The following is an 8,050-nucleotide window of genomic DNA, read 5'->3' as shown; positions in this document are numbered from 1 at the left end:
GCCCGCACTCCACGCTGAATTATCAGACACCGTCTGAATTTGCAGCGGGCTGGAGAAAGGGTCATTCTGAGAATGAAGATTCCGACGTTACTAACTGAGTGTTGTATCTAATCGTGGGGGCAGGTCAGGTCAGCGCAACGTGTCGTTGACCGTGTTTTTAGACGGACGGTCAGTGCGCTTTACGGAATTGATGTCATCCTGCGCATCATTGGCGATGAGAACGAAATTGATGAAGTGGAACAGATCATTAGCCAGTTGATCGAGGATTGCGCTAAAGCGGTAGACAACGAACAAGCTCGTTTGGACAAACTGATGGAGTCCAACGGCATCGATGAAGTACCTGACTACACCGACCCGATTACCTTCAACGCCAAAATCAGCTCGCCTCAGGTTGGCCAGTTTGTCGGCTTAGTTCGCAAACTCGATGCGTTGATGATCTCAATGGACACACTCTGGTTATCTAGCGTGCTTAGCAATAAGCAACGTGTTGATGGCAACTACGCATGGCAACAGCGCATTATCAAACTGGCTCGGCGCATTATCAAACTGGCTCGGCGCATTATCAAACTGGCTCGGCGCATTATTGATATCGAAATTCGGGTAATGCTGCCAACTTACTGATTTAGTGTATGATGGTGATTTTAAGGTGCTTGCGTGGCTTCCATTTCCTTCAGATGTCCTTCCTGCTCCGCTACTGAAGGCGTGGTGCGTAACGGCAAAAGCACTGCCGGACATCAGCGCTATCTCTGCTCTCATTGCCGTAAAACATGGCAACTACAGTTCACTTACACCGCCTCTCAGCCCGGTACGCACCAGAAAATCATTGATATGGCCATGAATGGCGTCGGATGTCGCGCCAGTGCACGCATTATGGGCGTTGGCCTCAACACGATTTTACGTCACTTAAAAAACTCAGGCCGCAGTCGGTAACCTCGCGCATACAGCCGGGCAGTGATGTGATTGTCTGCGCGGAAATGGACGAACAGTGGGGCTACGTCGGTGCTAAATCACGTCAGCGCTGGCTGTTTTACGCGTATGACAGGATACGGAGGACGGTTGTGGCGCACGTCTTCGGTGAACGCACTCTGGCCACACTGGAGCGTCTTCTGAGCCTGCTGTCGGCCTTTGAGGTCGTGGTATGGATGACGGATGGCTGGCCGCTGTATGAACCCCGCCTGAAGGGAAAGCTGCACGTTATCAGCAAGCGTTACACTCAGCGCATTGAGCGACATAACCTGAATCTGAGACAACATCTGGCAAGGCTGGGACGGAAGTCACTGTCGTTCTCAAAATCGGTGGAGCTGCATGACAAGGTCATCGGGCATTATCTGAACATAAAACACTATCAGTAAGTTGAAGTCATTACCCGAAATTCGAGCACGAAAATCAGCTAAAGCAAAGGGTAAAGAAGCAGAAGTTGAACAAGCGGTGCCTTCAACCGATGACGAAATCACTGAAGAGGAAACAGATACCCCCGCCAACTAGCCAACTGGGCTCCCCTCAACTAGCCCCTCTCTAAGGGGCTCTTCAAAATTTGGTGTTGTGGATTTTGTAACACAGTTTTGGGACAAAAACGTGTCAGCGCCTTTACTAAATTAGAAAGTCCTGAATAACTACAGGTATTGCAAAGTCACGTAATTAAAAGTCCAGTATTGCTTAAGGTTTAGTCTATGAATAAACATTAAATAATGTCTACTTCCACCAGAACCCCAAAGTGATCCGATACAACCGGATAAAAATCGTTATTAAAAATCACCTGATGCTGCTTTACCACCATCGGTTGATTACTAAGAACCAAATCAATGCGTAGCGCTTGGCTATTTTGTTCCCAACCGTCAATATTTTTAATTACAGTAGTTCCGGAGTCTTTTATTTCTGCTATTTCATAACAATCTATCAAACCGCACTGTAATACATAATCATAACCTTCATTGCGTATATGGCTTGGGTTGTTGAAATCACCTAATAGAAAGCTCAACTCTGTTGATAATGTTGCCTTTATTCTGTTGAACTGGTCCTCAAATGAGCTCTCTGAGTCACTCCACCAGCCGCAATGACAATTATAAAGATTGAAATCACCTCGTTGAGAAGTGACCTTAATACGCACTGCTCGCCTATGTTTCCAAAAGTTCACATCATAGTTATCACTTAGGTCAATGACCTCATGCTCGACAATCGGCAGTCGCGTCAAGAATGCCAGTCCCTCTTGATATACGTCATAACTTTGATGAACGAAATCCCATGTAAGTTGGTAGTGATAGCCGTATTCCATGAGTTTTTTCTGTAATAAATATCCATAGTTATCAGCGAGCACGGTGTGATTAGTTAATATATTGGCATCAACAGCCGGGCTATTTTGATGTTGATTCACTTCCTGTAATGCAACGACATCGCACCCTTGCTCGATAATGGCTTGCGCTACCACATCCAACTTTTCTAGTTGTTTCTCTTCTTGCCAACTATGGGTATTTAGCGTCATTAACTTCATTTATTATTCACTTATTCATTGTAGCGAGTTAAACGCAGCTCAAGGCTGCGTTTCTCGAGGTTATTTTATCTAGGGTAGAGAATGAATTACTCAGGTTGTGCTGAAAACTTCTCAACTAATCTAGATTTAATGACATCCACTCCTGGACCATAAATAACTTGTACTCCCTGTTCTTTAATTACAGCACCAAGTGCTCCTGTCGGCTTCCATAATGCATATTCAGCAACCAACTGCGGGTCATTAACTGTAATGCGCAAGCGAGTCATACAAGCATCAATCTCAGCAATATTGGCACGGCCACCTAAATTCTGAATAATAATGTCCATCTTCTCATCTTCTGACATGGATTCTGAACTTTCATCGAGGTAGTTACCCATACGGCCCGGTGTTGGCAATTTAAATTTGACAATGAGCACACGGAATAATCCATAGTTAACACCAAAGAAAACAATAGAAACCAATGCGAAGCGAACCAAATCACCACCGATTCCCGCTGAAACCATCATAGGTATACGAGTGAGTAACTCAATCAAACCAAAGGCATGTATACGTAGGTCCATCACATCGACCAACGCAAATGCAATCCCTGTTAATACCGCATGCGCAACATACAAAACAGGAGCAATAAACATAAACATGAATTCAATAGGCTCTGTCACACCGGTTAATAACACAGCAAGACACGCAGATAAAAACATTGGCTTGTATTGTGCGCGCTTATCACTATCAACACAGTGATACATCGCAAGTCCAATACCAATCAATGAAGACGCTGCGATAATAACTTGGCCCGCTTTAAAACGTGCTGGATGCACCGTATCTAATAGATGTTGGTAAGTTGTCGGATCGCTTAATTTAAGATTATTTAAATCGCTAACCCAAGCAAGCCATAGTGGATCTTGACCATAAACACTTGCCCCCGCATTCACCCCTGTTAAAAGCTCATAAGTACCACCCAACTCGGTGTAATTCATTGGAATAGTTAAAGTGTGGTGTAAACCAAATGGCAGTAATAAGCGCTCTAACGTACCATACAAGAAAGGAGCAGTGATCGGCGCAGTGTCTTTAGAGGTTGCAATCCATTGACCAAAATCATTAAGCGCACCTTGAATTAAAGGCCATACGATTGATAAAGCAAACGCAATAATCATCGAATAGAAAATAACAACAAAAGGTACAAAACGCTTACCGTTGAAAAATGCTAATGCCTGAGGTAAGCGAGCGAAGTCATGATAACGGTTAAATAAGTTGGCACCTAAATAGCCAGACATAATACCGATAAACACACCCATATTTAGAGCAGGAGCACCCAAAATATTAGTGAAGAATTGAGAGACAGGTAGCTCAGAACCAAATAGGCTCATCACAACCGCCTCGGGATCACTGAGCATAGCGTTATCCACGCCTAATATAACCCCAGTGATACGGTTAATTAAGATGAAGGCGATCAGCGCGGCAAATGCTCCTCCTGCACGTTCTTTAGCCCATGATCCACCAATAGCGACAGCAAATAATAGGTGAAGATTAACTATGATCCCCCAGCCTATGTTTTCCATAATAGCGCCTAGTGTTTCAATGGCACCAATACCACCGGCATACATTGCGACAACTTTACCGAGTGATATCATGATACCAGCGGCTGGCATCACCGCGATAACAACGATAAGGGATTTCCCAAATCGTTGCCAAAAATCAAAAGATAGTAACTGACTCATAAATGATTCCTTGGTTTAAATGCAGGGTAGCCTTATCAAGGCCCTGCGATAAATATAATTTAGTGCTTTCTTGCAAATATATACGCAGCATAAGGTGGGGCAATTTGCGTCGCTATAAAATCTGAGCGAACGTGTTCATTGTTGATATTCTGATTATCAAGCATTAACTCGCCTAATTGCATGCGGTCGATATCAACGATGCTCTCTTGTGGACTTAAATTGGTAATAATGGTCCATGTCATATCTTGTGCAACACGTTGATAAGCATAGATATTAGGGTCGTTAGGTAGCAGCAATTGATAGCGGCCAACCACTAAACTTACATTTGACTTACGCAGAGCAATCAGCTGCTTATAGAAACTCAAAATCGAATTTGGATCATTCTGTTGTTGCTCAACATTGATATCTGCGTACTGTTGATTGACGGAGAACCAAGGTTGCACCTCAGAAAAACCGGCAAAATCCTGCGCATTCCATTGCATTGGCAAGCGACTGTGGTCGCGAGATACTTGATTTAACAAGGCTAAGATGTCTGCATCGCTTTGACCTTGTTGAGATAGCTTTTGAATTAAATTTCTAGCAGACACATCATTAAATTCATCAAGAGAAGTAAACTGATGATTTACCATACCAATCTCTTGGCCCTGATAAATAAACGGAGTTCCTTTCATCAAGAAATAACAACTCGCTAACGCGGTAGCACTGGCATACCTAGAGGTAGGGTCGGCAAAAGTATCAATGCTACGAGCTTGATCGTGGTTTTCTAAATAAAGCGCATTCCAGCCTTTACCTTCTAATGCATCTTGCCAACGCGATAAAATGCGTTTGAACTCCACTAGATCTAAAGGCACGTTGCTTTGTTCTTCCGACCATAGCTTCATGTGTTCAAACTGAAAAATCATGTTGAAAACACCGCCTTGATCGTGTTCGGTCGCTTCGGCAACCCAAAGTAATGCATTGTCGGCAGTCACCCCATTAGCCTCACCAACTGTCACTATGTTAAAGGGATCAAACGCCTGCTCTTTTAACTCATGCAGATGTTTTTCAATCCCTGCCACATTCATATGATAATCAAACGAAGAGACATACTTTTCACCCTTTGGATTGGGTAAAGAAGGTAAACCTGGTTGTTTCTGAATATGGCTAATTGCATCCACACGGAAGCCATCAATACCACGCTCCAACCACCAATAAATCATTTTAAATAGTGTTTGTTTAACTTCAGGATTTTCCCAATTCAGATCAGGTTGTTTTTTTGAAAATAGGTGCAAGTAGTACTGTGCAGTTTTTTTATCATATTCCCATGCACTGCCATGAAAAATACTTTCCCAGTTGTTTGGGTCGCAAGTCGGTTTTTCAGCGGTAGGCTCACAACCATCACGCCAAATATACCAATCGCGCTTAGGGCTATTTTTGTTATCTCGAGATTCAATGAACCATGGGTGCTCGTCGCTAGTGTGGTTGATCACTAAATCCATAATAATGCGAATGCCACGTTTATGAGCAGCACTGATTAGTTCATCCATATCCTCAAGGGTTCCAAAGTCAGGATGAATCGCTTGATAGTCACTAATATCGTACCCGTTATCATCATTAGGTGATGCATAGAATGGGCAAATCCATATTAAATCAATGCCCAAATCAGCAAGATAATCGAGCTTAGCAATGATGCCATTGATGTCACCAATACCGTCCTGGTTTGTATCATAAAAACTACGGGGATAAATTTGGTAGGCGGTTGCTTTCTTCCACCACGCGAGTGGTTTTGAGTGCATATTAGGAGCGAGTGTCATCGGTTATACTATATGCGTTATCGTTAACACATATAGTTAAGTAGAACCGATTTGGACTCAACACAATTTCAGAGGAATTGTGAGCTTTCTCTCATCTTTATGTCGAATGTGCCTTCAACAGAACTGAAATCGCGCTTGAGCAATTTTTTGACAGCTTGGTAGCCCACTTGATAGTAGTTAAAAGCGACAGTCGTCAGGCTCGGGACTAACAAATCGCTGTAGTCATAGTCACCCATGCCTACAATCCATACGTTATGACCGATCTTGAGTTGCTGTTCTTTGGCGCGACGATATAAACGAATGGCAATATTATCGGTGGCACAAAAGTAGACATGATTAGGCTGTAATTGAACGGCCTGATAGCCAGCTTTGTCCTCCGAGTTGGCTAGGGCTTGTAGTGATAAATTCAACTCAGGGACGGTGTCGGTAATAGTGGCTTGCATCAACTTAGTGCGGCTAGAAAGCATACGCTCATCATAAATATAATGTACGGCAGCCAGCGGTGCCTGCTGCTGTTTTAACTGAGTGATGGTGTGGGAGACGAGGGCTTTAATCGCTGCATGATCGGGGTAATATAAACAGCAATGGTGGGGGGTATTTTTGCCAATAAATACCACATTGTCTAAGGTTCGATAAAAAGTCTCTTCGACACTGTGCTTTGACGCAATAATAATCGTGCCCAATGCATTTAAGCCGTTAAACTCTCTCACAGCTTGGCATTCTGACTCATGGTTAAACCCTGTGGCATGAAACAGCATTCGTACTTGTGATTCATTGGCAGCAGCCAGCGCCCCTTTAATCACTAAACTGGTCGTATATGACTCAATACGAGGCGCGATGAAACCAATAATATTGGATTGGCTACGAATGGAGCGAGCAAATATATTAGGCGTGTAATGACTCTCTTTGACGATGGCATCAATTTTAAGGCGGTTCTCTTCCGAGACATAACCGCCATTAAAGTAACGCGACACAGTCATTGTTGAAATTCCAAGCTGCCTTGAAATCTCAGCCATGGTCATTTTTTTACTCATTACCTATTTCCTTCAATAATGCACTATTGCCATATCTCCAAGTGACTTCAAGATACAGAATTCAGAGTTGAGTCACTTGGGCATAGTATCCAATATATTGGCTAACAACACAGTAAATAAAACTGGGTGGACGTATGAGTGTTTAATTTTCACTCACAAGATTTAGACCTGAACTCAAGACCAGGGAGCGAGCATACCTTGGGAAGGTGCGAACAAGTTCCTGATATGAGATCATCATATTCATCCGGAGCGCATCCCAGAGGGACATCATGAGCCATCAACTCACCTTCGCCGATAGTGAATTCAGCACTAAGCGCCGTCAGACCCGAAAAGAGATTTTCCTCTCCCGCATGGAGCATATTCTGCCATGGCAGAATATGACCGCTGTCATCGAGCCGTTTTATCCCAAGGCGGGCAATGGCCGACGGCCCTATCCGCTGGAGACCATGCTGCGTATTCACTGCATGCAGCATTGGTACAACCTGAGCGACGGTGCCATGGAAGATGCCCTGTACGAAATCGCCTCCATGCGCCTGTTTGCCCGATTATCCCTGGATAGCGCCCTGCCGGATCGCACCACCATCATGAATTTCCGCCACCTGCTCGAGCAGCATCAACTGGCCCGTCAATTGTTCAAGACCATCAATCGCTGGCTGGCCGAAGCAGGCGTCATGATGACCCAAGGCACTTTGGTGGATGCCACCATCATTGAGGCACCCAGCTCTACCAAGAACAAAGAGCAGCAACGCGATCCGGAGATGCATCAGACCAAGAAAGGCAATCAGTGGCACTTTGGCATGAAGGCCCACATTGGTGTCGATGCCAAGAGTGGCCTGACCCACAGCCTGGTCACCACCGCGGCCAACGAGCATGACCTGTATTAGCTCAGAACCATCGCGACAGTTAATGGTAATGTCAGTATTGTTGTTTTGGCGTTTGCTGCTCGGCTATTTTAGGGCTAAGAGCCTATCTCAACAGAGATTAATACTTTACCCAAAAGATATAATATCAGTATCTAAA

The 8,050-nt window shown here is 44.2% G+C and carries 5 protein-coding genes and 2 pseudogenes; 3 read left to right on the top strand and 4 right to left on the bottom strand.

The window, feature by feature from the left end:
* Positions 1-132 precede the first annotated feature (132 nt).
* Both C3451_RS23770 and C3451_RS23765 read left to right on the top strand, forming a co-directional pair.
* Positions 133-549: pseudogene (locus tag C3451_RS23770) on the top strand (hypothetical protein); the annotation flags it as partial.
* A gap of 105 nt (positions 550-654) precedes the next feature.
* A protein-coding gene (locus tag C3451_RS23765) for an IS1 family transposase (protein ID WP_240034229.1) occupies positions 655-1,352 on the top strand; the annotation gives its coding sequence in 2 pieces (ribosomal slippage) (positions 655-904 and positions 904-1,352; 699 coding nt in all).
* 329 nt (positions 1,353-1,681) lie between these two features.
* Here C3451_RS23765 and C3451_RS23760 read toward each other — a convergent pair.
* The 4 genes from C3451_RS23760 to C3451_RS23745 all read right to left on the bottom strand — a co-directional run bounded on the left by C3451_RS23760 (position 1,682) and on the right by C3451_RS23745 (position 7,030).
* Positions 1,682-2,488, bottom strand: a complete 807-nt coding sequence (locus C3451_RS23760) for an endonuclease/exonuclease/phosphatase family protein (protein ID WP_045332110.1) — start codon at positions 2,486-2,488, stop codon at positions 1,682-1,684.
* Positions 2,489-2,574: 86 nt separating this feature from the next.
* Positions 2,575-4,203: a PTS transporter subunit IIBC gene (locus tag C3451_RS23755; protein WP_045332109.1), complete on the bottom strand. Its 1,629-nt coding sequence runs from the start codon at positions 4,201-4,203 to the stop codon at positions 2,575-2,577.
* A gap of 59 nt (positions 4,204-4,262) precedes the next feature.
* Positions 4,263-5,996, bottom strand: a complete 1,734-nt coding sequence (locus C3451_RS23750; protein WP_085451953.1) for an alpha-glucosidase — start codon at positions 5,994-5,996, stop codon at positions 4,263-4,265.
* A 68-nt stretch (positions 5,997-6,064) separates the two neighbouring features.
* Positions 6,065-7,030, bottom strand: coding sequence for a LacI family DNA-binding transcriptional regulator (locus C3451_RS23745; RefSeq protein ID WP_045332106.1), 966 nt, complete (start codon positions 7,028-7,030; stop codon positions 6,065-6,067).
* Positions 7,031-7,299: 269 nt separating this feature from the next.
* Here C3451_RS23745 and C3451_RS23740 point away from each other — a divergent pair.
* Positions 7,300-7,908 (top strand): annotated as a pseudogene (locus C3451_RS23740) (IS5-like element ISKpn26 family transposase); the annotation flags it as partial.
* Between the last annotated feature and the right edge of the window lie 142 nt (positions 7,909-8,050).

The organism is Enterobacter sp. 301B (assembly GCF_003850715.1).
GTDB classification, from domain to species: Bacteria; Pseudomonadota; Gammaproteobacteria; order Enterobacterales; family Enterobacteriaceae; genus Enterobacter; species Enterobacter intestinihominis.
This window is presented reverse-complemented; position numbering and strand designations above follow the sequence as displayed.